The sequence below is a fragment of the Flavobacterium sp. genome (assembly GCF_049590715.1).
Classification (GTDB): Bacteria; Bacteroidota; Bacteroidia; order Flavobacteriales; family Flavobacteriaceae; genus Flavobacterium.
On the sequence record NZ_JBAWDL010000020.1, the window covers coordinates 1 to 24,962 of the forward strand.

Consider the following 24,962-nt stretch of genomic DNA (forward strand, 5'->3'; position numbering starts at 1 on the left):
ACCCGTATGCGTCCAGGTACGGTTGGGATTTGCGCTTCTATCCAACATAAATATGGAGTAGATGCTATTCCACACGTATTGTGTGGTGGATTTACTAAAGAGGAAACCGAATATTTGTTAGTAGATTGTCACTACCTAGGAATTGACAATTTGGTGGCGCTACGCGGTGATCCAATGAAAGGGGAAAAATATTTTGAACCTTGCAAAGGCGGTCATGCCTATGCATCTGAATTGGTAAAACAAATCAAAGCGATGAATAATGGCAAGTTTTTGCATGATACATTGCCTATGGCAAGCGCACCTGATTTTTGTGTGGGTGTTGCAGGTTATCCTGAAAAACACATCGAAGCACCAAGTCTTGAAGCGGACTTGAAACGCTTAAAAGAAAAAGTAGATGCGGGTGCAGATTACGTGGTAACTCAAATGTTTTTTGATAACCAACGTTATTTTAAATTCGTTGAAGCTGCTCGTGCTATCGGAATCACAGTGCCTATTATTCCAGGAATTAAACCTGTTGCTGTGAAACGTCATTTGCAACTATTGCCACAGGTTTTTTGGTTGGATATGCCGGAGAGTTTAATTACTTCTATCGAACAAGCCAAAGACAATGTAGCCGTTCGTCAAATAGGAGTAGAGTTCGCTGTGCAACAGTCCAAAGAATTGATCGAGTTTGGTGCGCCTTGCGTACATTATTACTCGATGGGGAAATCAGATAATATTTATAATATAGCTAAGGAAGTTTTTTAGGAGCTTTATCCAGCTATTCGTTTCAATCTTTTTATATCTCAAAAAAGAGATATAAAAAGGATTTCCACTGCTATCTGGGCTAAGACATTTGAATTTATAAGAATATTTAATTTAAAAATATTTGATAATGAAAAAAAAGATTTTTTTATTGATGTTTTTTACATTGAATTTGTATTCTCAAAGCAAAATGGACACCATTTCTTTTTTAAAAAGAAAGTTTGTTGATAATGTGGAAGAGTTTAAAAATCAGCCATTAAGCTTGTTTTTCCAAAATTTACCTTATGAAATAAAGGCATACACAATCGAATCTTGTCCTCCTTCTGATTTTAAAAGTAGTTGTGCAATGCCATCTTATGAAACTCTTAAGACAGGGAAGATTTCATTTTATTTAAAAGATAAAATTCCTGAAAATATAGCTGAGTCATTAGCTAATGCACTTCAAGGAAAGATAGAAAGTTCAACTGATCAAGATTTTCAAAAAATCCCGAAATATATTATTTTAACAATAACCCTAAATGATGTAGACAAACATCCTTATTATAAACATCCTGTTTTAAGTGAAGATAAATACGGAGGAAATAATTGGTCAAATTATGTTCAGAGGGAATTAAGTTTGTCAAAATATTCGATAAAGGAAATAGAATTAAATAATAACTAAAAAAAGCATCGTTTCTAGATAAGAGACGATGCTTTTCAAGTTTAGTGCTAATAACTAGTTACTCTTCACTAATTACTACTTAGTTATCTCCCTAAAAATTGCTTCCAAGTTTTTGTTTTTCTGATTAAGCTGTAATGTTTTCAAACCATTCGCAGTAGCAAAATCAAAAACCGCTGGACGCATGTCTTTTTCTGATTGAAAAGTAAGTTCCCAAGTCATGTCATGCGTATTTTTATAAGAAACTAAATTTTCAATTTTTGCAATCGCTTGTTCTTCGATTTTATAGTCAAATTCAACTTCAATGATTTGTTTTTTATCTTCGGAGATTAAATGGTCTAATTTTTTATCAGCAACGATTTTTCCTTTATCAATAATAATTACACGATCGCAAATCGCTTCCACTTCCTGCATAATATGAGTAGAAAGGAAAACAGTTTTGTCTTTTCCTGCATTTTTAATCACATTCCTAATTTCGATTAACTGGTTGGGATCTAATCCTGTAGTGGGTTCGTCCAAAATTAAAACATCAGGATTGTGCAATAAGGCGTTAGCAAGTCCCACACGCTGGCGGTATCCTTTAGAGAGCTGACCAATTTTTTTATGACTTTCAGAACTTAGACCTGTTAACTGAATTACTTCTTCGATTCTAGTTTTGGCAACCTTATAAACATCTGCATTGAAAGCAAGGTATTCCCGAATGTATAAATCCAAATACAACGGATTGTGTTCTGGCAAATAACCAATTGAAAGTTGTACCGCTTTTGGATTCTCAATTACATTATGACCATTTACAATGGCATCTCCTTGGTCAGCAGAAATATAAGTAGTTAATATTTTCATTAAAGTTGATTTTCCAGCACCATTTGGGCCAAGGAAACCTACGATTTCTCCCTTTTTTACCGAAAACGAAATACTATCCAATGCTTTTTGAGCACCGTAACTCTTAGATATATTATTTACTTCTATTGACATGGTTTTCTTATTTGTATGCAAAAGTAAACAGAAAATAATTGAATTTAGTTTTTCGATTCTAAATTTATAATAAACATTTAGGCATGGCACTATACCAAAAGAAAGACAATTTTTATTGTGGTTCAAAAAATATTTTATTTTTGGTACGTCGTCCTGTTATTCGCTAAATATTTATGGTTTACTGTCGTCACTATAAAGCATGACGCTTCTTCCATTCATGCAAATTCTTTTATAAAAGAATATATTTACTACCAAGAACATTTTTTTTACGCTGACAAACAAGTCAACCAAATAAAAGCGGAACTTTTGATTAGGAATCTAGGTCTAAGCTTAAATTAAAATATTTATATGGAACGATGTCTTTTTCTATCAAACCAACTAACAAGTAACTACATAATGAAAATTTTTAAAACTATTCTTTTGTTATTATTCTGTGTTTTTACACAAGGAGTTTTTGCGCAAAATTCTCCTCATAAAGTCAATTTTAATGCCAACTGGAAATTCAGTTTGACAGATAGTATAAAATATGCGGCAGGTAAATTTAAAGATAAAGATTGGCAAAAATTAAACCTTCCACATGACTGGAGTGCTGAAGCTGATTTTAGTAAAAACAATAGTGGACGTAATGCTTGGCTTCCAGGAGGGATAGGCTGGTATAGAAAAAACTTTAGTTTGCCAGAATCAGACAAAGGCAAACATATCGAAATCCAGTTTGATGGTGTTTACAAAAATTCCAAAATTTGGGTTAACGGCTTTCCTGTTGGTGCGCAACATGATGGCTATACTAGTTTTTATTTTGATATTACCGAGTTACTTCGTTTTGGACAAAATAATACCATCGCCGTAAGAGTTGATAATTCTATTCAGCCCAATTGTCGCTGGTACTCAGGTTCAGGTATTTACCGTAATGTTTGGTTAAATGTTAGTAATCCTACACACATTCTTAATTGGGGAACTTATGTTACGACGCCAACAGTGTCAAAATCAGAAGCGACAGTAGTGATTGAAACTACCATTGTGAATTTAGCGAAAGCCCAAAAAACCATTTTAGAAACAATTGTTTTTGATGACAATAATAAAGAAGTGGGTCGTGTAAGTACGGACTATATGATTGGGAATTTTAGAAATGGTGAGGTTGATCAAATGGTTACTATTACCAATCCCAAAGTATGGTCTCCAAAAACTCCAAAAATTTATGTTGCTAAATCATTTTTAAAAATCAATGGTAGTGTTGTAAATGAATATGAGACACGTTTTGGAATTCGAGATTTGAGATTTGATGCTGAAAAAGGGTTCTTTATTAATGGCGAGAATATAAAGTTAAAAGGGGTGTGTTTGCATCAGGATGGTGGAGTTTTTGGCGCAGCAGTTCCTATTGAAGTTTGGAAACGCCGGTTGATGAATTTAAGAAATATAGGATGTAATGCTATCAGAACGGCACATAATCCTCCATCATCTGAATTTTTGGATATATGTGACGAACTCGGGTTTTTAGTCATGGAAGAGTTTGTGGATAAGTGGGATGATGGCGAAATTGAAGACAAGAAATCTAACAATCCATTTTTTGACATCCCATATACTGACCCTAGTTTTGCCGAAGAATGGAAAAAGAATTTTGGTGAAACCATTCGTCGTGACCGCAACCATCCTTCTGTAGTGATATGGAGCGTAGGAAACGAAAACCATCCTCCTGGAAGTGAAGATGAGAATCAGGGAATGAAAACCTATGGTGCATTTGTACGTACGTTAGATCCCACTCGTCCTGTGATTTCAGGAATGGAAAGAGGGAAAGATTTACCTGTGAATCAAAAGATAGATGATATAATGCAAACTTGTACGTATATGGATTTGATAGCACTTAATTATGGGGAGCAATGGTGTAAGTTAATTGCGGATAGAAAACCGGGAAAACCTTTTGTAAGTACTGAGAGTTACACCTATTTCAATAGTGAGTTGGAAAAACGATTTGCAACTTTAGAACGTTCACCATGGCTTGATGTTATCGATAATAGCAATAATATGGGATTATTTCTTTGGGTAGGGATCGATTATTTGGGTGAAGCCAAGAAAATGCCAAAGATAGGATCGGATAGTGGTTTGTTTGATTTGGCAGGATTCAGAAAAGAAAGTTCTTTTCTGTATGAAGCTTTTTGGTCTGAAAAACCTATGGTGCACATTGCCGTTTATGAAGGGGATGCTGACGACTTTTCAACTTCGGGACGTTGGGGTTGGCCTCCAATGAATGAAAGCTGGAACTTAATCAAGGAAAAACAAGTCGATGTGGTAACCTATACCAATTGTGAATCTGTAGATTTGTATTTGAATGGAAAAAAAATTGGAAATCAAAAATTGTCCGATTTCCCTAATTGGATTATGAAATGGAGAAAAGTAAATTATGCTGAAGGTACGTTGCGTGCCGTAGGATTAATCAATGGAAAGGCTGTTTGTGAATATGAAATTAAAACAACGGGTAAGATAGCGCGGATCATTTTAGAATCCGATCAAAAAGCAGTTAGTGTTTATGGTATTGTTCAGGTTGAAATTAGTATAGTAGATGCTAAGGGAAATCTAATTACTAATGATGATGAAGAATTAGAGTTTGAACTTGAAGGGAATGGTGAGATTTTAGCTTTGGCCAATGGCGATATTACATGTCAAGATGCCTTTAGGTTAAAGGAGAAAAAAAGCACTTATAAAGGAAAAGCACTATGCGTAATTCGTGCCAAGGAAAATAAGGGTAAGATGAATTTGAAAGTTCGTTCAAAAGGGATTTCAACCTCTTCTGTAACGGTTTTAGTTAAATAATAGCAGATAATCTTAATTAAGGTTTTAGTTGTAACAACATAATATTTATGAAATAGTCATTTGAAGACTGATTTTGTACCTTGTTTTTGAATTTTCACATAATCAAAGCTTCTTTTTATAAATATTCCTTTTTTTATTGAAATAGTGATGTGTTTTTTTGTATGCTTTTAAAATAAGTTTTACATTTGCAACATAAATTTACATTTAAAGCATTCACAATGTCTAATAACCGATTTTATTTTAGCAACACTTATTTTTTCTTCTTTAACGAGAAGTAAGGGTTGTGCTATGGTTATTTGAAAAATTAAGAAACAAATAAAAATAATATACAATCCTGATGAAAATCAGGATTTTTTTTTGAGTTTATGGGAACAAAAATTGCAATACAAGGGATAAAAGGTTCTTTCCATCATCAGGTGGTACGTGAATACTATGATGAGGCTGTGGATATTGATGAATGTTTGTCCTTTGAAGAGTTGGTAGATAGCCTGCTTTCTGGAAAATCAGATCAAGCAGTTATGGCAATTGAAAACTCGATTGCAGGGCCTATTATTCCTAATTATGCTTTGATTGATAAGAATAACTTACACATTATAGGAGAACATTACTTGAATATTCATCAAAATCTAATGGCTTTAAAAGGTCAAAAAATGGAGGATATTCTAGAAGTACATTCTCATCCGATGGCATTGCTACAATGTATGGAATATTTGAAAAAATATCCAAAAATTAAAATCGTAGAAGATAAAGATACCGCAGAAACGGCTCGTAGAATTCAAGTGAACCAGTTGAAAGGTATTGCAGCAATAGGAAGTAGAGTAGCTTCAGAGATGTATGATTTAGAAATCATTGCTCCTGAAATACAAACGATCAAAAATAACATGACACGTTTTGTGATTATTAATAAAGAAAACTCGTTTGTAGCTGAAAAAGATATTAATCGTGCTTCAATCAAATTTGAGTTGGATCACAAAAGAGGAAGTCTAGCGGCAGTTTTGAACGTGATGAGTGATTGCAAAATGAATTTGACAAAAATTCAGTCGTTGCCAAAAATAGAAACCCCTTGGAAATATTCATTTTTTGTGGATGTGACTTTTGAAGATTATGCGGCTTTTGCCAAAACAAAAGCATTGATTACCATCATGGCAGAATATTTTAAAGTGTTAGGAGAATATAAAAATACAAAGCCGTTAACGGCTAATAATAAATAGCACCAATGATTACATTAGCAAAACGTTTGAATACTGTTGAAGAATATTATTTCTCATCTAAATTGAGAGAGGTAAGGCAGTTAGCATCCGAAGGCAAGCCTATTATCAATATGGGAATTGGAAGTCCCGATTTGAATCCGTCGCAAGCAGTGATTGATGCGGTTCAATTAGCGATGCAGGATGAAAATGCACATGGATATCAAAGCTATCAAGGGTTGCCAGAATTGCGTAGCAGTATGGCGGATTTTTATCAAAACAACTTTGGTGTTGCCTTGAATCCTGCCACTGAGATTTTGCCTTTAATGGGGTCAAAGGAAGGAATTATGCATATTTCTTTGGCTTTTTTGAACGAAGGTGATGAAGTTTTAATTCCGAATCCAGGGTATCCAACGTATACTTCGGTAACGAATTTAGTGGGTGCTGTTCCAGTTTATTATGATTTGAAAGAAACGAATAATTGGGAACCTGATTTTGAAGCTTTAGAGGAATTAGATTTATCAAAAGTGAAAATCATGTGGATTGGCTATCCGCACATGCCTACGGGAGCCAGAGGAAGCATTGCTTTGTTCGAAAAATTGATAGCTTTTGCTAAAAAACACAACATACTATTAGTGAATGATAATCCGTATAGTTTTGTTTTGAATGATAATCCTATGAGTTTGTTGCAAGTAGCAGGTGCAAAGGATATAGCTTTAGAGTTGAACTCTTTGTCTAAAACCTTCAACATGGCAGGATGGCGTGTTGGAATGGTATCAGGAAATGCGGAATGTATTGATGCGGTTTTGAAAGTAAAAAGTAATATGGATAGCGGCATGTTCTTCGGGATTCAAAAAGGAGCGATTGCAGCTTTAAAAAGCGATAAGGCTTGGTTTGATTCTATGAATGCTGTTTATGCTAAAAGAAGAATTTTGACAGAACAATTAGCTGAAAAGTTGAATTGTAAAGTATATAAAGAGGGTGTTGGTTTATTTGTTTGGGCAAAATTGCCAGAAGGGATTACATCATCTGAGGATTTTATTGATGGCATATTACATGAGAAGTCATTGTTTATTACTCCAGGGACTATTTTTGGAAGTAATGGAGAAGGATATATTCGATTTGCTTTGTGTGTTAAAGAAGAAAAAATTCAAGAAGCAATCGAGAGATTTTAGCTTGAAGAGTAACGATTTTTGATTTTTGAAATCAAATAATGTTGATGAACGAGATGTCATAGCCCTGATAGGAGCGGCATCCTTTTTCTGGCTTTTTTGCCAGAAAAAGATATAGCGGATAGCAGGATTAGCTCCAAATAAAAATAGAAATGAATATATACGTGGTTGGAATAGGATTGATTGGAGGTTCGATGGTATTGGACTTTAAAACGCTATACCCAGAAGCGACTGTTTATGGAGTGGATAGTAACGAAAATCATTTGAATGAAGCTTTGATGCTTGGAGTTGTGGATAAAACAGCACCTTTGGAAGCTCTTGCTAACGCTGATGTGGTGATTGTATCTGTTCCTGTAGATGTTTGCTTGACGTTGTTGCCAAAGATTTTAGATTTAGTAGGTGAGCAAACCATCGTTTTTGATGTAGGTTCGACTAAAAGCCCAATTTGCGAAGCGGTGGCAAACCACCCAAAAAGACGCAATTTTATTGCTGCTCATCCTATTGCGGGTACTGAATTTTCAGGACCTTCAGCAGCAATCAAAGGATTATTTGAAGGGAAAACAAATATTATTTGTGAAGTTGAAAAAACAACTTTCAAATTGCAAGAAAAAGCATTGGAAATGTTTAAGGCCATAGGAATGCGTATTCGGTATATGGATCCAAAATCGCATGATAAACATATTGCTTATGTGTCGCATTTATCACATATTAGTTCGTTTATGCTGGGGAAAACGGTGATTGAAAAGGAGAAGCATGAACAAGATATTTTTGATATGGCGGGTTCTGGTTTTGAGAGTACTGTGCGATTAGCAAAAAGTTCCCCAGCAATGTGGACACCAATTTTTAAACAGAATAAAGTACAGGTGATTGAAACATTAGAAGAATATATTTTGAATTTGACTCAATTTAAAGAATTGTTGGTTCAAGATGATTATGAAGCTATTTTTAGTGAAATGCAAAGTGTCAACAAGATTAAAGAAATCCTTAATGGATTGAAAAAGTAAGGTTTAATTACCATATAATAATAGAATAAATAAAATAATCAAATAAATAATAATACTTTTGTGTCCCTTTTCGTCGAATTTGGGATGTCAAGGAGAACTAAAAACAAGAAAAAATGGAGAATAGTAAAGAAATGAGAAATTGGTTGGACGCATTCAAATTGGAACACCCATTTGTAATTGCAGGACCATGTAGTGCTGAAACTGAAGAACAAGTATTGAAAATTGCACATGAATTGAAAGATTCTGATGTAAGTGTATTCAGAGCAGGTATCTGGAAACCAAGAACGCGTCCAGGAGGATTTGAAGGTGTTGGAGAAATTGGATTAAAATGGTTGCAAAAAGCAAAAGCTGAGACAGGATTGTTGATGGGTACTGAAGTTGCTACTGCAGCACACTGTAAATTAGCTTTAGAGCATGATATTGATGTATTATGGGTTGGAGCTCGTACAACAGCTAATCCATTTGCAGTTCAAGAAATTGCAGATACATTAAAAGGAACTGATAAAATCGTTTTGATCAAAAACCCAGTAAATCCAGATATGGCTTTATGGTTAGGTGGTGTAGAGCGTTTGTATATGGCAGGTATCAAAAACTTAGGAGTAATCCACAGAGGATTTTCTACGTACCAAAAAACTAAATACAGAAACATTCCAGAATGGCAGATTGCTATTGAATTGCAAAATAAATTCCCTGATTTACCATTAATCATTGATCCATCTCATATCACAGGAAACCGTGAAATGATTCTTGATGTAACGCAAGAGGCATTGGATTTAAACTATGATGGTATGATCATCGAGACGCATATCGATCCAGATAACGCTTGGTCTGATGCTGCACAACAAGTTACTCCTGATGCTTTGAAGCAAATTTTCAAAGATTTGAAAGTGAGAAAAGTAAGTGGCGATAGCAATTTTGAAAACAAAATGACAAAATTGAGAGCTAATATCGATGTATTGGATCAAAATCTTTTGGAGTTGTTAGGAAAACGCATGACTGTTGCTGACGAAATTGGTCAAGTGAAAAAAGACAATAACGTTGCAGTTTTACAAAACACTCGTTGGAACGAAATCCAAGAGAAAATGGTTGCTGCTGGAGCTAAAAAAGGATTATCTGAAGAATTTATTGTAAAATTATTCAAAGAAATTCATCAAGAAAGTATTGGTCATCAAGAGAAAGTTATAAACGGATAATTTATGTTTGATTCATAATATTAAAATCCCTTCAACTTTTTTAGTTGAAGGGATTTTTTATTTCATCCTGATTAAAAAAAACTTTAAACTTTAAACTTCAAACTTTAAACAATAAATTATCTTTGTGCCCATGACAGGAATCGTTTATAAATCAACAGGAAGCTGGTACACGGTAAAATCTGATAAAGGCCATTTTATAGAGTGTAGAATAAAAGGAAAGTTTAGGATGAAAGGTATCAAGAGTACCAATCCTATAGCTGTGGGTGACCATGTGGATTATGAACTGGAAGAGTCATCTGATAAAGTCACTGGAACAATTCATAATATTCATGATAGGAAGAATTATATTGTTCGGAAGTCAGTGAATTTGTCACATCAAATGCATATTATTGCGGCTAATATTGATTGTGTGTTTTTGTTGATTACGGTAAATAATCCGCCAACTACGTTTAATTTTATTGACCGTTTTTTAGTTACTGCTGAGGCTTATGGGATTGAGACTATTTTAGTGTTTAATAAAATCGATACTTTTGATGAGGCTACGCTTGATGAGCAATTGTATATGCAACATGTTTATCAAGAAATAGGGTATCAATGTCTTCGTGTTTCTTCTACGCAGAAGAAAGGAGTTGAAGAGTTAAGAGCACTAATGCTAGATAAAGTAAGTATGTTTTCAGGACATTCAGGTGTTGGAAAATCAACATTGGTTAATGCTTTAGAACCAACTTTAGATCTTAAAACAAAACAAATTTCTGAAGCTAGTAAACAAGGGCAACATACTACCACTTTTGCTGAAATGTATGACTTGTCTTTTGGATCGAGAATCATTGATACACCTGGAATTAAAGGTTTTGGAATTGTTGATATGGAGAAGTGTGAAATCAGTGATTATTTCCCTGAATTTTTCAAGCTCAAAGACCAATGTAAATTTAATAACTGCTTGCATAAAGAAGAACCTAAGTGTGCGGTGAAAGCGGCATTAGAAAATGATGAAATTGCTTGGTCTAGATACAATAGTTACTTGAAGATATTAGAAGGAGATGATGAAAATTACCGTACCGATATCTACGATGAGGATCGAAAACAAAGTGATGAATTGAGAAACTAATGAGAGTTGTTTTACAAAAAGTTGCCGAAACTACTGTAACCGTTGATAAAAAATTAATCGCTTCTATCGAAAAAGGGCTACTGGTTTTAGTAGGTATTGAAGATGCCGATACTCAAGAAGATATTGATTGGTTAGTAGGTAAAATAACCAAAATTAGAATTTTTGGCGATGAAAAGGAAGTAATGAACTGCTCAGTTCAAGATGTTGATGGAGAGGTGATTGTAGTTAGTCAATTTACACTCCATGCCGCTACAAAGAAAGGCAATCGTCCGTCGTATAGTAAAGCTTCAAAACCTGAAATCGCCATTCCGTTATATGAAAATTTTGTTCGAAAAATGGAACTGGAAATGGGTAAAAAAATCCAAACGGGCATCTTTGGCGCAGACATGAAAGTCAGTCTAATAAATGATGGGCCTGTAACTATTATTATTGATAGTAAGAATAGAGAGTGAAGGCTTTGATTTGATAAAATTAAACGTTTTTTTTTTTTTTTAAATTTTATTTTTAAAAGGATATTGAATGTTTTAATTGTGTTTTATTTTTTACATTTGATAAAATTGAATGAGATTTCCCCTAAATCTACTAATTTAATAACTTGAAATTTTGGCAAAAATAAAACACACAAGTACTTATGATGTAATTGATCATGTTGCAACTACAGCAAAAAAAAATAACGTAATGCATCTTTCTTCACAGGAAGAAGCGTTTAATGGAGAGTTCTTAAAAATAAATGATAAGGATTTAATCAATTTTGGTACTTGTGGGTATTTAGGTCTGGAAAAGCATCCACATATTTTGGCTAAAAGTCATGATTTGTTAGATCGTTATGGCTCCCATTTTTCCATTTCAAGAACCTATGTTAAAGCATCTTATCAAGATGAACTAGAAAACTTAATTAGTAAAATTTTTGATAATCATCCTGTAATAACTTTTACTTCAACTTCCGTTGCTCATCAATCAGTGATAGGGACTATTATCCAACCTAGTGATTTAATTATTTTAGATCAACAAGTACATTATAGTGTGCAATATCCTTGTCAATTTGCAAAATTGCAAGGTACGATGGTGAAAATGATTCGCCATAACAGTATGGAAATGTTAGAAGAATTTATCAAAAGAGGGTATAATCAATATGAGAAAATTTGGTATATGGCCGATGGGGTGTATTCTATGTATGGTGATTTACCAAATAAAAAAGAACTTCTTTATTTATTAGAAAAATATCCAAAACTTCATTTATATTTTGATGATGCTCATGGTGTGGGATGGACAGGAATAAATGGTAGCGGAAGTGTATTCGAACATTTTAAGCAAAGCGAAAGGGTGATACTAATGAGTACTTTGGCTAAAGGTTTCGGCTGTATTGGAGGAATTGCTGTTTTTAATGATTCAGAAATGCATAGAAAAGTTAATATTTATGGAGGGATTCTGGCCTATACGCATCCTTTATCTCCTGCTAATGTGGGAGCAGCAATAGGGTCTGCAGAACTTATGCTTTCTGATCAAATTCATACGTACCAAAAAGAGTTGAAAGACTCAATGGAGTACTTGAATATAAAATTAGAAGAACTCAATTTGACGAATACTTCGTCAAATGAAACACCAATTTATTTTATAGGAACCGGTTCTGTGAAAGTAGCACAAAATTTGGTTCAACGCGTTTTATCCGATGGATTGTATGTGAATACAGCAACATTTCCAGTTGTTCCAAATGACAAAACAGGTTTGAGATTTACACTTACTAGACATAATACAAAAGAACATATTGATACGTTAGTGGATTCCATAGGTCGTAATTTTTATATAGCCGTAGATGAAGAAAAGGAAGACTTAGAGAAAATATATAAGACTTTCAATGTTCCATTTAAAGGGAAGAATGTTGAGAAATTAATAGAAAAAGGAAACATTTTTGTAGAGACATATAATCATATTGATGAAATAGACATTCATTTATGGGATTATCTATTCAAAGACAATGGTAGTTATTCGCACAATGGCTTACGTTGTCTTGAAGAGATTTTTAGTAATAACGAAAAACTAGAAGAAAATTGGGGTTTTCATTATGTTATCATCAAAGATAAAAATAATGAAGTTTTGTTAGCTACATTTTTTACAAGTGGACTTTATAAAGACGACATGTTATCTTTAGAAAATATTTCTATGCAAATCGAAAAACAAAGAGAACAGGATCCTTATTATTTATGTTCAAAAACATTGGCTATGGGTTCGCTATTTACTGAAGGAAACCATCTTTTTGTTAATGAGAAACACGCTTCAATCAATGAGGTTTTTAGTGCTTTTTTTAAAGAAGTTGAAAAATTAAAAAAAGTTACCGATGCAACAGTAGTTTTTTTAAGAGATTTTCAGTCCGATTTCAAATACATTGAGTATTTTGAAAAGGAAGGATTTGTCAAAATAAATATGCCTAATGTGAATATAATTCCAATTCAAAGTTGGCAAACAAACGAAGATTTTCTTAAGCAAATTCCATCAAAAAATAATAAAAGAAATATTGAAAGGTATGTATTAAAATATGAAGACCAATTCGATATTACTTTTAAAGAAACAATAAGTAGTAAAGAAGCGGAACATTATTATAATTTATTTCAAAATGTAAAAAAGGATAATTATGCCGTTAATTATTTTAAATATCCACCCAAGATAACTCAAATACTGTCTACATATGAAGAATGGGAATTTATGGATATTAAATTAAAAGGCGGTGATGAAACCATCTGCTGTGTGTGGTCATACAAAGGGGACACGCATTACTCACCCTTAATTATGGGTTTGAATTATGAGTATGTTGAGTCAATGAATTTGTATAAGCAAGCCATTTTTCAACTGGTAAAAAGAGCAAATTCTTTAAAAAAAGAAAAGGTGTTTTTAGGGTATTCTGCTGATTATGAAAAACAAAAATATGGAGCAAATACAATACCTTTGTATGCTTTTGTTAAATTAGATGATACTTTTAACATGGAAGTAATTGAGTCGTTTTCGAATATGAAAAGTAATACGAAATGAAAGAATTAGAGAATGAATTTATTAGGTTTTGGATTGTCGATGGGATTATGTATAGCAAATTCAAACTTAATGTAAATTTAGATTTAGATAAAGTTAAAAAGATCATTGAATTGAGACATGCTATTTCTAATGATATTAATCAATACTGGTGTTATGATGTAAAAGAAGCCAAAGATTTTCCTAAAGAATGTAGAGATTATGTGGATGTCTATGGTCAAGATTTTTTATTTGCTTGTGCTATAGTTATTAATTCACATATTCATAAATTTTTATTCAATGCCTTTTTAAAATTAAAAAAATCAAAAATTCCGTTTCAAGCATTCACAAACAAAGAAAAAGCTGCTGAATGGTTGAAAGAGATAAAAGTGAATAACGAAAAACATAATCATCATAATGGTAGAAAATGATTATATCAAGTTGTGGTTAGAAAACGATATGTTGTTTAGTAGTTTTAAAAAACCTATTAGATTAACATTGGAAGAATCAAAAAAATTTGTAGAATTAAGATGTCTTATATCTAATAGTGAATGTCAATATTGGTGTATGAATCTTGCAGGAGTAAAATTTATTTCGAATGAAGCTAGCACTTTTCTTCATGAAAATGGTCAAGAATTATTACATGCTTGCGCTATGGTTGTAAATTCCCATTTAATAAAGTTTATGGCTAAAGTTTTTATTTCATCAAGAAAAACAAAAATTCCTGTAAAAATTTTTACTTCGGAAAAAGAAGCTTTGCTTTGGCTTAATGATATAAAAAAACAAAACATAAAACAATAAATTAGTATTATGTCTAAACTGGAAGAAATATTAGCTTTGGTTCGTTCTATTAATGCAGATGAGTTTCAAGAACAAATTACCTATGGTGATAGTTTAGATGATGTGCATACAGAGCTGCTTTATTTGTCCAAAAAAATTGAATCCAAAAAAAATAGAACTAATGTAATTATTGATCAGATTTCAGAATGTTATTCTGGCGACTTTTTTAGTTTTTTACCTATTTCGGATGCTCAAGATGAATTAGATGTTTTCTGCATGGGGTTTAATACTTATATTGAAGAGTTAAAAGAGGTTATGGTTTCTAAAAGTTTATTAGAAACAATTAATATAAAATTAGTTGAAGAAAAAGAACGATCCGAACATTTAGCAAAAGCAAGAGATCAGTTTTTGTCAAGTATGAGTCATGAAATCCGGACTCCACTCAACGGTATTTTAGTATTTACCGATTTATTGTTAAATAATGCATCATTGGATTCAGAGGGTAAAAAACAATTGGATTATATCAAGATGTCAGGAGATATTCTTTTGGTAATTATCAATGATATTTTAGATCTAGCCAAAATTGAATCTGGAGAAATTACCCTTTTCGTTAAACCATTCGATTTGTCTAAATTGACTCAATTGATTCATGATACTTTTTTGGATAAAATTGAAAAGAAAAGAATTGATTTTAAAATTTCAATTGATAAAAAAGTCCCTACAATTCTTAATGGAGACTCCATTCGAGTTTCTCAAATTTTGTTTAATTTAATCAGTAATGCCATTAAATTTACTGATGTAAGAGGGAAGATTAGATTAAAAATTAAATTTGAAGATGAAGAAGATGATTTTTATTTAATTAAAATAATCATACAAGATTCTGGAATAGGAATTCCAACTGATAAGCTGGAAACAATTTTCAATCCTTTCACTCAAGTGAGTGATAATAATGCAAGAAGGTATGGAGGTACAGGATTAGGGTTAACCATCATAAAGAAAATTATTGCGATTATGAATGGTAAAATTCGTGTTAAAAGTAAAATTGATGTTGGTACTAAATTTACAGTAACCTTGCCTTTTGCTAAGAGTGATTATTATTTGTCTGGTTCTGAATTGTATATTGAGAAAAGTAAGCCCATTATTGAGGTGGATGAGAGTAAAAGAATTAAAGTGCTCTTGGCAGAAGATAATCGTATCAATCAAATTTTAGTACAAAAAGTACTCTCAAAATTCAATTTGGAATGTATAACTGTAGCTAATGGAAAATTAGCAGTTCAAGCAGTTATAGAGGGAGATTTTGATATTGTTTTGATGGATATTATGATGCCTATTATGGATGGATACGAAGCTTCTACTGCCATTCGTAATTTAGAAGATAATACTAAGAAAAACATTCCTATTATTGCATTGTCAGCAGTTGTAACAGGTGCTGTTGTTGAAATTTGTAATTCTGTTGGGATAAATAGATATGTTTCTAAACCTTTTGAGCCAGAAGAACTATACCGCATTATCATTGAATTAGTTCATGAGTGAAAGAATATTTAATTTTAATGGTGCTTTCAAAACCGTTTTTAGTATTATTTTGCTAAATCGTAAATAATTTAAAGTAAAAAAAAATGGATCTTAAAAACGCTCAACTCGACGTAGATACTTGGATAAAAGAACACGGTGTTCGCTATTTTAACGAATTGACAAATATGGCTCAGCTTACAGAAGAAGTAGGTGAAGTGGCCAGAATCATAGCCCGCCGTTATGGAGAGCAGTCTGAAAAAGAATCGGATAAAAACAAAGATCTTGGCGAAGAATTAGCCGATGTGGTTTTTGTGGTATTGTGTTTAGCTAATCAAACGGGGATTGATTTACAGGCTGCTTTTGATAAAAAAATGGATTTAAAATCCGTGCGTGATAAAGATCGTCACAGAAACAATGAAAAATTAAAATAATTATGAGTTTTGAATTATGAATTGTGAGCGAGGAGTGGTAAATTGCGCCCCGAAAATATTTGTTTCAATTGTTTAGGTTTAAGTTGATACATAATCCTTAACTCATAATAAATAACCTTTAACGCATAACACACAACTCATAACTTCCACGATGAATTTACTGTTACAAACTTCCCACGCTAATTTACAAGCAACTATTGCGGTTACTGGTTCTAAAAGCGAAACCAATCGTTTATTATTATTACAAGCTTTATTCCCAAATATTACTTTAGCAAATACTTCCAATTCTGATGATAGCGAAGTAATGCAAAAAGCCTTAAAAGGTAATGATGAAATAGTAGATATTCATCATGCTGGTACCGCTATGCGTTTTCTTACGGCTTATTTTGCTGTAAATGACGGGCGTGAAGTAGTTTTGACAGGTTCGCAAAGAATGCAAGAAAGACCTATTAAGGTTTTAGTTGAAGCTTTAACGCAGTTGGGAGCAGTTATAGCTTATGAAAAAGAAGAAGGGTATCCTCCTATTCAAATCAAAGGGCAAAAAATAACAAGTTCGAAAGTGAATATTCCAGCTAATGTAAGTAGTCAATATATTTCGGCTCTTTTGTTAGTCGCATCTAAATTAGAAAACGGAATCGAAATTAACCTTGTTGGTGAAATTACTTCTGTTCCTTATATCAAAATGACATTGGCTTTGCTAAATGATTTGGATATTAAAACAAGTTTTGAAGGCAATACCATCAAAGTATTTCCTAAGGCAGAAGTCTGTACTAAAGAAATGGTGGTAGAGTCAGACTGGAGTTCGGCTTCGTACTTTTTTAGTTTAGTAGCTTTGTCTGATACGGCTTCAATAAGAATTAGTAGTTATAAAGAAAATAGTTTGCAAGGAGATTCAGCCTTGGTTGAAATCTACAAACAAATGGGAGTTGTTTCTCAATTCGAAAATAATACCTTGACACTTACAAAGGATATTAACTTCAAACCTGAAACTTTAAACTTGGATTTAAACAATACACCAGATATTGCACAAACCATCGTAGTAACTTGTCTTGGATTAGGAATAGGTTGCCATTTGACAGGTTTACATACATTGAAAATTAAAGAAACCGACAGATTGGAAGCCTTACGCATTGAGTTGACTAAATTAGGAGCTGATATTTCAGTAACTAATGATAGTTTGACATTAGTAGCTTCTGATATAATCAATCACAATATCAAAATCGGAACGTATAATGACCACCGTATGGCAATGGCTTTCGCACCTTTAGCTTTAAAAGTGCCAATTATCATCGAAAATGCCGAAGTTGTTTCAAAATCATATCCTGATTTTTGGGTGGACATGAAGAAACTAGGTTTTAATCAAACCGAAATTTAAAAATAAAACTGATAGTTTGTTGGCCTTTTGGACTGTTTAGATTTGATTAAGTGTCTTTTAACAAAAATAAACACTAAAACACTTGACAACGCCTATCTCACAATAGTATATTTGCACACGATTTAAAAGTTATTACGGATTTATATAAAGAATCCTAACTCTTAAATCTAAAATCTAAAAATTTAAGAATGAAATTATCACATTTTCAATTTGATTTACCAAAAGAACTTTTAGCTGAATTTCCAGCAGAAAATAGAGACGAAGCCCGTTTAATGGTTATTGATCGTAAAAAACAAACTATCGAGCATAAAATGTTCAAAGATGTTATCGATTATTTTGATGATGGTGATGTAATGATTCTGAATAATACCAAAGTTTTTCCAGCTCGTTTATACGGGAACAAAGAAAAAACAGGTGCAAGAATCGAAGTTTTCTTACTTAGAGAATTAAACGCTGAACAACGTTTATGGGATGTGTTGGTGGATCCTGCTCGTAAAATTCGTATCGGAAACAAATTGTATTTCGGTGATGATGACTCATTAGTAGCTGAGGTAATTGACAATACTACTTCTCGTGGTAGAACGTTACGTTTTCTTTACGACGGTTCCTACGAAGAGTTTAGAAATAAATTGACAGAACTTGGAGAAACTCCAATCCCAAAATATATTAGTAGAGAGGTAACACCTGAGGATGCAGAACGATACCAAACTATTTATGCTAAAGAAGAAGGTGCTGTTGCAGCTCCAACGGCAGGATTACACTTCTCTAAACACTTATTAAAAAGATTAGAAATCAAAGGTGTGCAGTTTTCAGAAGTGACATTACACGTTGGTTTAGGAACATTTAATCCAGTTGAGGTAGAGGATTTGTCTAAGCATAAAATGGATTCAGAAGAGTTGAAAATTACGCAAGAAGCTTGCGATATCGTAAACGAAGCTAAAATTAAAAAGAAACGTATTTGTGCTGTTGGAACTACTTCTATGCGTGCTATCGAAAGTTCTGTTTCTTCACATGGTACTTTAAATCCTTTTGAAGGATGGACAAATAAATTCATTTTTCCACCTCACGATTTTAGTGTAGCAACTTGTATGATTACAAATTTCCATACACCAAAATCAACGTTGTTAATGATGATTTCAGCATTTTGTGGTCACGATTTAATGCGTAAAGCCTATGATGAAGCAATCGCCGAAAAATATAAATTTTACTCTTATGGTGATGCGATGTTAATCATCTAATCATTCACATAAAGGTTAATTCACTAAATCTCGTCAGCAATGGCGAGATTTTTTTATGAGCGTTTGCGGGATGTACATTACAAGTTTAAGCTTTCCATTTTCCATCCTTAACACAATCCCATCTTCAATAAAAATAGTTGTGCATTATTATTAACTATTTTTAATTTCAAAGGAACTACATTTGAAATAGCATCAATCTTTTATCGATTGGTCTAAATCAAATCGGTAGTCATAAATCAACTATCAAAAATCTGTACTATTTTTAACCTGCCAAAATAGTAAACATGACTTTCGAAAACACTAGAGTATTCGTGCACGAACTCGATTCTAAAGATTCACTTCATAAGTATAAAGATGAATTCATTTTTCCAAAGTAGACGGGAAGAAGGTGGTTTATTTCGCAGGGAACTCTCTCGGCTTGCAGCTCAAAAGAACAAAATCTTATGTAGATGAAATTATGAATGATTGGGCAGAATTAGGCGTTGAAGGTCATTTTTATGCCCACAAACCTTGGTGTGATTATCAAGAACGTTTTGCAAAACCACTGAGTAAAATCGTTGGTTGTCTCCCTTCCGAAGTTACGGTGATGAATACTCTTACGGTTAATTTGCATCTGATGATGGTTTCCTTTTATCGCCCTACTCAAAACCGATATAAAATTATCTGTGAGAAAAAAGCGTTTCCTTCTGATCAATACATGTTGCAAAGTCAAGTGCATTTTCACGGTTATACGCCTGAGGAAGCTATTGTTGAGGTAAAACGTCGCGATGGCTAATTATGAAGATATGTTTGATTTTGGTCAAATTTTAAAATCAGGAATACAAAAAAGATTGCTTTTAGCTTTTCTTTTTATGTAATTTTATAATAGTAAGTTTAAATTATATAAAATATATTGATCATTTAAGTGTAATTTAGAGCATTACAAATTTTTAAAAAAATAAATACCATGAAGTTAATGTATGTAACATTGTTGTCATTGGCTATTTTTTCTTGTAAACATCAAGGAGAAATGAGTATTCAGGAAGCAAAACAAGTAACTGTAGACTCTATGAGAATGGCTATGGAAAAGCAAAAAGTGATTGACTCCATGAATCTAGAAATGGATAAGGCTAAAGCGAGTGTGAAAGCAGAAAAAGAAGTTATTGTTGTAAATCAACCTGCAACATCAACAAATACGACCACGACCACGGTTACTGAAAAGAAAAAAATGAGTTCTGCTGCCAAAGGAGCCTTAATTGGTGCAGGTGTTGGGGCAATAACGGGCGCTGCTGTTAGTAGTAAAAAAGGGGAAGGTGCAATTATTGGTGGTTTAGCAGGAGCGGGAGTTGGTGCAGGAACTGGTGCTATAATTGATGGAAGTAAAAAAAATAAATAAATCAGTTTTGATTATCGTTATTAAAAATGTTTGAATATCATAAATATGATATTCAAACATTTTTTTTACCATTAATAAAGTTTTTGTATCTTGAAATCTTCTTCTTTTGAATGTAGTCTCCTTGATGATTGAAAATTTCACTTTCACTTAATTTAAGTGGTATTATGCAAACTCCTAAAAAAATAGCTATTTTGGTTCAGGTTTAGTTGGTTCTTTACTTGCAATATATTTGCGAAAAGCAGGGCATATTGTTCATGTATTTGATAGAAGTCCAGATATTAGGCAAATTGAGTTTTCTGGACGATCTATAAATTTAGCGATGTCAAATCGGGGATGGAAAGCTCTAGATGGTGTAGATGTAGGGGATGCAGTTCGGGAATTAGCACTGCCCATGGATAAGCGTGCCATTCATTTAGTAGATGCTCTAAAGTTTCAAGTTACAGTCAAGAAGGAGTGGCGATCTATTCTATTTCTAGAGGTATTTTGAATCGTAAGATGATTGACTTAGCTGAAGAATCTGGTGCTGAGTTTTTCTTTGAACAAAAAATATGGGATGTTACTTTAAAAGAAGCAACCTTACATATTGGGGAAACGGAAAGAGGCGTTTGGGAAGAACTTAAATATGATATTGTTTTCGGTGCTGATGGTGCTTTTTCTAGAATTCGTCATCGTATGCAACGTCAAAGCATGTTTAATTATTCTCAATAATTTCTGAAATTAGGATATAAAGAATTAAATATTCCTGCTAATCCAGATGATTCACATAAATTAGATAGTACCTCTTTTCATATTTGGCCTCGTGGAGATTACATGTTGATTGCATTCCCTAATCTCGATGGAAGTTTTACGTGTACCCTTTTTATGCCTTTTGAAGGAGAAAATTCTTTTGACTTACTTAAAGATATAGATGATGTTGAGGCTTTTTTTGCCAAAAACTTTCCTAATTCCATTGAAGTGATGCCAAAGTTAATCGAAAATTTTTTCAAAAACCCAATAAGTACTTTGGTAACAATGAAATGTTTTCCATGGACATATATTGATAAGGTAGCCTTAATTGGTGATGCTTGCTATGCTATTGTGCCTTTTTATGGACAAGGGATAAATGCGGGTTTTGAAGATGTTATGGTTCTGTCTCAGATAATGGAAAAACTTGGTGATGACTGGGAAACGATTTTCTTGGATTACCAAGATATAAGAAAACCTGATGCCGATGCTATAGCTGAATTATCGTATCGTAATTTTATAGAAATGAGTACCAAAACAGCCGATGAGAAATTTCTTTTACAAAAAAAATAGAAAAGCATTTTTCAGATAAATATCCTGAAGCATCGATGCCATTATACTGTAGAGTAACATTCAGTGATAGACCTTATGCTGAAGCATTAGTTATTGGTGATCAACAAGATGAAATAATGAAAAAGATTCTTGATATAGATAATATTGAAAAACTATGGAATAGTAAATTAGTGGAGAACAAAATTTTAGAATTACTTAACGTATTGTAAAACTGACATAAAAACAAAAGACTGTGCGTTTTTTAGGAGTATACCAGTCTTTTGTTTTGTTTTAAAAAAAAATTATTTTTTCATCACTTTGGATAAAATACCAAAAAAACCTCTTATAAAAGTAGCGCTTGTTAATACTTTTAAAACTGATTTCCCTACCACTTCTGTAGTGCTAGGACCTTGCGTCTCTTGTTTTTTTGTAGTTTTAAGTTCTTCTTTTTTTTGAGCTTCTTGTTTTGCTAGCTTTTCTGTTTCTGTTATTTTTTTATTTAAGAGTTCATATGCGCTCTCTCTGTCAATAAGTTCGCTATATTTTTTGACAAGTTTTGACTGATTATTGATTTCTTGAACTTCGCTTTCAGTCAAAACATCCATTCTACTCATTGGGGCCCTTAACATTGTCGCAACAAGAGGTGTGGGTACTCCTTTTTCATTTAATGCAGTAACAAATGCTTCTCCAATTCCCAAGCTAGTTAATACTTCACTTGTATTGTAAAATTCTGAAGTTGGGTAGTTATCTGCTGTTTGTTTTATAGCTTTTCGATCATTAGCAGTAAAAGCTCTCAATGCGTGTTGAATTTTTAAACCTAATTGAGCGAGTATTCCGCTTGGAACATCCATGGGATTTTGAGTAATGAAATAAATTCCAATGCCTTTAGAACGAATTAATTTTACAATAGTTTCAATTTGATCTAATAAAGCTTTATTTGCTTCTTTGAAAATAAGATGTGCTTCGTCAATAAAAATGACTAGTTCAGGCCTTCCTACGTCTCCTTGTTCGGGCATTTGCTGGTATATTTCAGCCATTAAACTTAACATAAAAGTAGAAAATAATTTAGGTTTGTCTTGAATGTCTGTTAATCTAATGATATTGATAAACCCTTTTCCGTTCTCATCTATTCTCATTAAATCATCTATTTCAAATGATTTTTCACCAAAAAATAAATCAGCTCCCTGTTGCTCTAGTTCTATGATTTTTCTTAAAATGGTTCCTGTAGTCGAGGTAGAGATTTTGCCATAACTTTCAGTTATTTCTTCTTTTCCTTCTTCAGTAATGTAATTAATGACTTTTTTAATATCTTTTAAATCTAATAAAGGCATTTTGTTGTCGTCACAATACTTGAATATGATTGAGATAACTCCCGATTGAGTGTCATTTAAATCCAAAATCCTAGAGAATAATACAGGTCCAAATTCAGATATTGTGGCACGAAGACGTACTCCGTTTTGTTCAGAAAGTGTAAGTAATTCTACTGGAAATTTAGCTATAGTATAAGGTAGAGCAATTTTTGCATGACGTTCCGTAATGAAACTTTTTTCTTCCCCTTCTTTTGCTATTCCACTAAAATCTCCTTTGATGTCCATCATAAGAACAGGAATGCCTACTTGTGATAATTGCTCGGACAATACTTGTATGGTTTTGGTTTTACCTGTTCCTGTCGCTCCTGCAATCAAACCATGTCTGTTTAAAGTCTTTAAAGGAATTTTTACATGGGTGTCAATAATAGTTTCGTTTTCTAGTATACCCCCGCCGATTATTATGCTTTCGCCTTTACAAAAATATCCTTCATTTATGTGTTTTGAGAAGCTATTTTTATTATCCATAATGTAAATTTAATGTTGTCTTAACATGGTTGTTGTGGTTTTTAAAAATAGGCAAAATTAATGTTTACTGCAATTTTTATTGTTTTTTATTGTTAATAATAGAAATATTGGGTTAAAAATCAGAGTAAGTATTTTTATTAAATTAGTTTAAAAAAGTATAAAAAGATAAAATTTGCATTATTTTTATGGTTGTATTTTATGAATATCCCTTTAATTGCCTTGTATTATGGTAAAATCCTTTTTTTTACAGTAGATAAAACGCGATTGAAATAAAAAAAAGTTTTTTTATTTGAACTAAACATATAAATTTGCTACACGACAAGTTAATTACAACTGAAATAAATTATTTAAAACATTAAAATTTAAAAAAAATGGCAAACGTTAAAGTTAAAGCAGAAAGTAAATCAAATGGAGGTGGGATGGTTTCATTTTTCATCATTGCAGCATGTGTATTTGTAGGGGTTCTTATTTGGAAATTTATTATGGGCTCTGCTGATAATTTTGAAGGTGGTAATCCAGAGACTGGTCACCCAATTAATACTTTAGGACAAGTATACAAAGGAGGATTTATTGTACCAGTATTGTTAGGTATGTTATTGATGGTATTGGTTTTTTCAATCGAAAGATATTTTGTTATCTCTAAAGCTGCTGGAAAAGGTAATTTAGATAAATTTATGGCAAATGTTCAAAAAAGTATTAAAGAAGGTGATATTGATGGAGCTCAATTAGCTTGTGATAAACAACAAGGTTCTGTAGCTAATGCTATCAAAGCTGCTTTGGTTAAATACCAAGATGTTAAAAAAGAAGGTTTCAATAGTGAAGAAGCATCTGAAACAATTCATAAGGAAATTGAAGAGGTTACTTCTCTTGAAATGCCAATGTTAGAGAAAAATATGACTATTATCTCTTCGTTAGTGTCTTTAGGTACATTAGGAGGATTATTAGGAACGGTATCTGGTATGATTAAAGCTTTTGGTGCTTTGGCTAGTGCTGGTACTCCTGATCAAGCGGCTCTTGCGACTGGTATTTCTGAGGCCTTGATTAATACAGCAACAGGTATCTCTACGTCAATTTTGGCAATTGTTGCTTATAACTTATTTACTTCTAAAATTGATGATTTAACTTATTCAATTGATGAAGCAGGTACTACAATTGTAAATACTTACAGAAAATTCAGAGGAAGTTTGAAACAATAATAATTTTGATATTTATTGTATCAAATAAAAAACAAAAAGAATGGCTAAAATAAAAATGAAAAAAAAGTCAACATCTACGGATATGACTGCCATGTGTGA

20 protein-coding genes and 2 pseudogenes are annotated in these 24,962 nt (G+C 32.6%); 20 read left to right on the forward strand and 2 right to left on the reverse strand.

Annotated features, from left to right (window positions below; translation table 11 throughout):
* Window positions 1–747, forward strand: a 747-nt coding sequence (locus WBQ70_RS00945; protein ID WP_423909286.1) for a methylenetetrahydrofolate reductase, incomplete at its 5' end; no start/stop codon positions are given.
* 127 nt (window positions 748–874) lie between these two features.
* Entirely contained in the window at window positions 875–1,405 is a 531-nt protein-coding gene (locus WBQ70_RS00950; protein WP_423909288.1) for a hypothetical protein, read from the forward strand.
* A gap of 75 nt (window positions 1,406–1,480) precedes the next feature.
* Here WBQ70_RS00950 and gldA read toward each other — a convergent pair whose 3' ends face one another.
* Window positions 1,481–2,377, reverse strand: a complete 897-nt coding sequence (gldA, locus tag WBQ70_RS00955) for a gliding motility-associated ABC transporter ATP-binding subunit GldA (protein WP_423909291.1) — start codon at window positions 2,375–2,377, stop codon at window positions 1,481–1,483.
* Window positions 2,378–2,773: 396 nt separating this feature from the next.
* On the opposite strand from gldA, the gene WBQ70_RS00960 reads away from it, so the two are divergent.
* The 17 genes and pseudogenes from WBQ70_RS00960 to WBQ70_RS01040 all read left to right on the forward strand — a co-directional run bounded on the left by WBQ70_RS00960 (window position 2,774) and on the right by WBQ70_RS01040 (window position 22,062).
* A complete protein-coding gene (locus tag WBQ70_RS00960) occupies window positions 2,774–5,182 on the forward strand; it encodes a glycoside hydrolase family 2 TIM barrel-domain containing protein (protein ID WP_423909294.1) in 2,409 nt (802 codons plus the stop codon).
* 365 nt (window positions 5,183–5,547) lie between these two features.
* A complete protein-coding gene (locus tag WBQ70_RS00965; protein ID WP_423909297.1) occupies window positions 5,548–6,393 on the forward strand; it encodes a prephenate dehydratase in 846 nt (281 codons plus the stop codon).
* A 5-nt stretch (window positions 6,394–6,398) separates the two neighbouring features.
* Complete coding sequence (locus WBQ70_RS00970; RefSeq protein ID WP_423909300.1) at window positions 6,399–7,544, forward strand: aminotransferase class I/II-fold pyridoxal phosphate-dependent enzyme; 1,146 nt, start codon at window positions 6,399–6,401, stop codon at window positions 7,542–7,544.
* Between the two features lie 149 nt (window positions 7,545–7,693).
* A complete protein-coding gene (locus WBQ70_RS00975) occupies window positions 7,694–8,545 on the forward strand; it encodes a prephenate dehydrogenase (protein WP_423909302.1) in 852 nt (283 codons plus the stop codon).
* A 113-nt stretch (window positions 8,546–8,658) separates the two neighbouring features.
* On the forward strand, window positions 8,659–9,738 hold the full coding sequence (locus WBQ70_RS00980; RefSeq protein ID WP_423909305.1) for a chorismate mutase: 1,080 nt from the start codon (window positions 8,659–8,661) through the stop codon (window positions 9,736–9,738).
* 130 nt (window positions 9,739–9,868) lie between these two features.
* Entirely contained in the window at window positions 9,869–10,846 is a 978-nt protein-coding gene (gene rsgA / locus WBQ70_RS00985; protein ID WP_423909339.1) for a ribosome small subunit-dependent GTPase A, read from the forward strand.
* On the forward strand, window positions 10,846–11,298 hold the full coding sequence (gene dtd, locus WBQ70_RS00990; RefSeq protein WP_423909308.1) for a D-aminoacyl-tRNA deacylase: 453 nt from the start codon (window positions 10,846–10,848) through the stop codon (window positions 11,296–11,298). The genes rsgA and dtd overlap by 1 nt, the downstream gene beginning before the upstream one ends.
* 151 nt (window positions 11,299–11,449) lie before the next feature.
* The gene (locus tag WBQ70_RS00995; protein WP_423909311.1) at window positions 11,450–13,870 is read left to right on the forward strand and encodes an aminotransferase class I/II-fold pyridoxal phosphate-dependent enzyme; all 2,421 of its coding nucleotides are present in this window, start codon (window positions 11,450–11,452) and stop codon (window positions 13,868–13,870) included.
* The gene (locus WBQ70_RS01000) at window positions 13,867–14,277 is read left to right on the forward strand and encodes a hypothetical protein (RefSeq protein WP_423909314.1); all 411 of its coding nucleotides are present in this window, start codon (window positions 13,867–13,869) and stop codon (window positions 14,275–14,277) included. Before WBQ70_RS00995 ends, WBQ70_RS01000 begins: the two co-directional genes overlap by 4 nt.
* A complete protein-coding gene (locus WBQ70_RS01005) occupies window positions 14,264–14,647 on the forward strand; it encodes a hypothetical protein (RefSeq protein ID WP_423909317.1) in 384 nt (127 codons plus the stop codon). Before WBQ70_RS01000 ends, WBQ70_RS01005 begins: the two co-directional genes overlap by 14 nt.
* Window positions 14,648–14,656: 9 nt before the next feature.
* Window positions 14,657–16,159: an ATP-binding protein gene (locus tag WBQ70_RS01010; RefSeq protein WP_423909320.1), complete on the forward strand. Its 1,503-nt coding sequence runs from the start codon at window positions 14,657–14,659 to the stop codon at window positions 16,157–16,159.
* A gap of 83 nt (window positions 16,160–16,242) precedes the next feature.
* Window positions 16,243–16,569 carry a nucleotide pyrophosphohydrolase gene (locus WBQ70_RS01015; RefSeq protein ID WP_423909322.1) on the forward strand — a complete coding sequence of 109 codons (327 nt, stop codon included), beginning with the start codon at window positions 16,243–16,245 and terminating at the stop codon, window positions 16,567–16,569.
* 151 nt (window positions 16,570–16,720) lie between these two features.
* The gene (gene aroA, locus WBQ70_RS01020; RefSeq protein WP_423909325.1) at window positions 16,721–17,944 is read left to right on the forward strand and encodes a 3-phosphoshikimate 1-carboxyvinyltransferase; all 1,224 of its coding nucleotides are present in this window, start codon (window positions 16,721–16,723) and stop codon (window positions 17,942–17,944) included.
* 188 nt (window positions 17,945–18,132) lie between these two features.
* On the forward strand, window positions 18,133–19,182 hold the full coding sequence (gene queA / locus WBQ70_RS01025; protein WP_423909328.1) for a tRNA preQ1(34) S-adenosylmethionine ribosyltransferase-isomerase QueA: 1,050 nt from the start codon (window positions 18,133–18,135) through the stop codon (window positions 19,180–19,182).
* Between the two features lie 284 nt (window positions 19,183–19,466).
* A pseudogene (locus WBQ70_RS01030) lies at window positions 19,467–19,954 on the forward strand (kynureninase); the annotation flags it as partial.
* A 174-nt stretch (window positions 19,955–20,128) separates the two neighbouring features.
* Window positions 20,129–20,557: a glycine zipper family protein gene (locus WBQ70_RS01035; RefSeq protein ID WP_423909331.1), complete on the forward strand. Its 429-nt coding sequence runs from the start codon at window positions 20,129–20,131 to the stop codon at window positions 20,555–20,557.
* 164 nt (window positions 20,558–20,721) lie between these two features.
* Window positions 20,722–22,062, forward strand: a pseudogene (locus WBQ70_RS01040) (FAD-dependent oxidoreductase).
* Window positions 22,063–22,134: 72 nt separating this feature from the next.
* Here WBQ70_RS01040 and WBQ70_RS01045 read toward each other — a convergent pair.
* On the reverse strand, window positions 22,135–23,667 hold the full coding sequence (locus tag WBQ70_RS01045) for a helicase HerA-like domain-containing protein (protein WP_423909334.1): 1,533 nt from the start codon (window positions 23,665–23,667) through the stop codon (window positions 22,135–22,137).
* A 371-nt stretch (window positions 23,668–24,038) separates the two neighbouring features.
* Here WBQ70_RS01045 and WBQ70_RS01050 point away from each other — a divergent pair, with 371 nt between their 5' ends.
* Window positions 24,039–24,863: a MotA/TolQ/ExbB proton channel family protein gene (locus tag WBQ70_RS01050; protein WP_423909336.1), complete on the forward strand. Its 825-nt coding sequence runs from the start codon at window positions 24,039–24,041 to the stop codon at window positions 24,861–24,863.
* Window positions 24,864–24,962 lie beyond the last annotated feature (99 nt).

Coding starts and splice junctions, on each gene's coding strand:
- WBQ70_RS00950 (WP_423909288.1), top strand. CDS start 875: ATGAAAAAAAAGATTTTTTTATTGATGTTTTTTACATTGAATTTGTAT.
- gldA (WP_423909291.1), bottom strand. CDS start 2,377: ATGTCAATAGAAGTAAATAATATATCTAAGAGTTACGGTGCTCAAAAA.
- WBQ70_RS00960 (WP_423909294.1), top strand. CDS start 2,774: ATGAAAATTTTTAAAACTATTCTTTTGTTATTATTCTGTGTTTTTACA.
- WBQ70_RS00965 (WP_423909297.1), top strand. CDS start 5,548: ATGGGAACAAAAATTGCAATACAAGGGATAAAAGGTTCTTTCCATCAT.
- WBQ70_RS00970 (WP_423909300.1), top strand. CDS start 6,399: ATGATTACATTAGCAAAACGTTTGAATACTGTTGAAGAATATTATTTC.
- WBQ70_RS00975 (WP_423909302.1), top strand. CDS start 7,694: ATGAATATATACGTGGTTGGAATAGGATTGATTGGAGGTTCGATGGTA.
- WBQ70_RS00980 (WP_423909305.1), top strand. CDS start 8,659: ATGGAGAATAGTAAAGAAATGAGAAATTGGTTGGACGCATTCAAATTG.
- rsgA (WP_423909339.1), top strand. CDS start 9,869: ATGACAGGAATCGTTTATAAATCAACAGGAAGCTGGTACACGGTAAAA.
- dtd (WP_423909308.1), top strand. CDS start 10,846: ATGAGAGTTGTTTTACAAAAAGTTGCCGAAACTACTGTAACCGTTGAT.
- WBQ70_RS01000 (WP_423909314.1), top strand. CDS start 13,867: ATGAAAGAATTAGAGAATGAATTTATTAGGTTTTGGATTGTCGATGGG.
- WBQ70_RS01005 (WP_423909317.1), top strand. CDS start 14,264: ATGGTAGAAAATGATTATATCAAGTTGTGGTTAGAAAACGATATGTTG.
- WBQ70_RS01010 (WP_423909320.1), top strand. CDS start 14,657: ATGTCTAAACTGGAAGAAATATTAGCTTTGGTTCGTTCTATTAATGCA.
- WBQ70_RS01015 (WP_423909322.1), top strand. CDS start 16,243: ATGGATCTTAAAAACGCTCAACTCGACGTAGATACTTGGATAAAAGAA.
- aroA (WP_423909325.1), top strand. CDS start 16,721: ATGAATTTACTGTTACAAACTTCCCACGCTAATTTACAAGCAACTATT.
- queA (WP_423909328.1), top strand. CDS start 18,133: ATGAAATTATCACATTTTCAATTTGATTTACCAAAAGAACTTTTAGCT.
- WBQ70_RS01035 (WP_423909331.1), top strand. CDS start 20,129: ATGAAGTTAATGTATGTAACATTGTTGTCATTGGCTATTTTTTCTTGT.
- WBQ70_RS01045 (WP_423909334.1), bottom strand. CDS start 23,667: ATGGATAATAAAAATAGCTTCTCAAAACACATAAATGAAGGATATTTT.
- WBQ70_RS01050 (WP_423909336.1), top strand. CDS start 24,039: ATGGCAAACGTTAAAGTTAAAGCAGAAAGTAAATCAAATGGAGGTGGG.